Source organism: Streptomyces sp. NPDC058964 (genome assembly GCF_042741275.1).
Classification (GTDB): domain Bacteria; phylum Actinomycetota; class Actinomycetes; order Streptomycetales; family Streptomycetaceae; genus Streptomyces.
Window position 1 is genome coordinate 9,667 of the sequence record NZ_JBHYKH010000301.1, and the last position, 1,390, is coordinate 11,056.

A 1,390-nucleotide genomic window follows, 5' to 3' on the forward strand; every position below is an offset into this window, starting at 1 on the left:
GGCCCCCCGGGGGCGGCGCCCCCCCGCCCCCCCCCCGACGCCAACTCGACCGGCGGCCAAGCCTGTTCACCCGCCGTCGCCATCGACCGCTTCTCCGACGCGCTCGACAAGACGACGTACGAAGGCACCTTCGTCGCAAACCTCTCCGGGCTCGCGATGGACCGGGACGGCTCCCTCGCCGCCCTGTCGGACCGCTCCTCCCTCTTCGTCCTGGACGCGCGGACCCTCCGGCCGGAGTCGGTGGTCCCGCTCGCCGACGAGAACGGTGCCGCGCTCGACTCCGAGGGGCTGGTCGTGGGCGGTGACGGCACCCGTCTGATCTCCTCCGAGACCGAGCCGTCCATCCGCCGCCACTCCCGCGACGGCAGGATCCTCGACCGGCTTCCCGTGCCGGCGCCGCTCCTGGTCGCCCCGGCGGGCCGGGCCGCCTCCAACCGGACCTTCGAGGGCCTGGCCCTGCTGCCCGGCGGGCACACGCTCCTCGCGTCCATGGAGTACGCGATCTACGGCGACTCGGCCGGCACCGTCCGCTTCCAGACCTGGGAACGCCACTTCCAGACCTGGGAACGCCACCGCGGCCGGTTCGAACCCGCCGCCCAGTACGCCTACCGGACCGACGCCGGCCTGGGCGTCCCCGAGGTCCGGGCGACCCCCGACGGCCGTTCTCCTCGTCCTCGAGCGCGGCTTCGCCTCCGGTGCCGGCAACACGGTCCGCCTCTATCTGGCCGATCCGCGGCACGCGACGGACACCGGCGGCATCGAGAACCTGACCGGCCGGGACGGCGTCCGGCCGATCAGGAAGACGCTCCTCGCCGACCTCGCCTCCTGCCCGTCCCTCGGCGCCACCGCCGGGCAGCCCCAGCCGAACCCCCTCCTCGACAACATCGAGGGAATGGCGATCACGGGGCGAGACCACCGGGGCCGCCTGAAGGTCCTCCTGGTCAGCGACGACAACCAGAACGCGGTACAGACGACCCGCTTCTACTGCCTGCGGGTACGCGTCTGACCGTCGCCGTTCGTCCGGTTTGCTGCGGAGGGATGAAATCCGCTTCTTCGTGCGTTGGTTCCTTCCGGGAGAACACGACCAACGGAGGGCACCGGCGTGGCAGCGCAGCAGGGGGACAAACAGGGCTGGGCGCGGAGACTCGCGGGCTATGCCTGGCGCCACCCGAAGGACGTGGTCCTGGCCCTCGGCTCCTCCCTCGCGGGCATGGCCGTCATGGCGGTGGTCCCGCTGGTCACCAAGGTGATCATCGACGACGTGATCGGCGGCCACAGCCGCTCGATGGCCCCCTGGGCGGGCGCCCTGGTCGGCGCCGCCGTCCTCGTCTACGCCTTCACCTACATCCCCCGCGACTACGGCGGGCGCCACCCCCTCGCCGTCCAGCAC

The 1,390-nt window shown here is 72.7% G+C and carries 1 protein-coding gene and 1 pseudogene; both read left to right on the plus strand.

Annotation, left to right across the window (positions count from 1 at the left end):
• A pseudogene (locus ACFW2E_RS30010) lies at window positions 1–1,006 on the plus strand (esterase-like activity of phytase family protein); the annotation flags it as partial.
• Between the two features lie 96 nt (window positions 1,007–1,102).
• Window positions 1,103–1,390, plus strand: a 288-nt coding sequence (locus ACFW2E_RS30015) for a hypothetical protein (RefSeq protein ID WP_384470211.1), incomplete at its 3' end; no start/stop codon positions are given.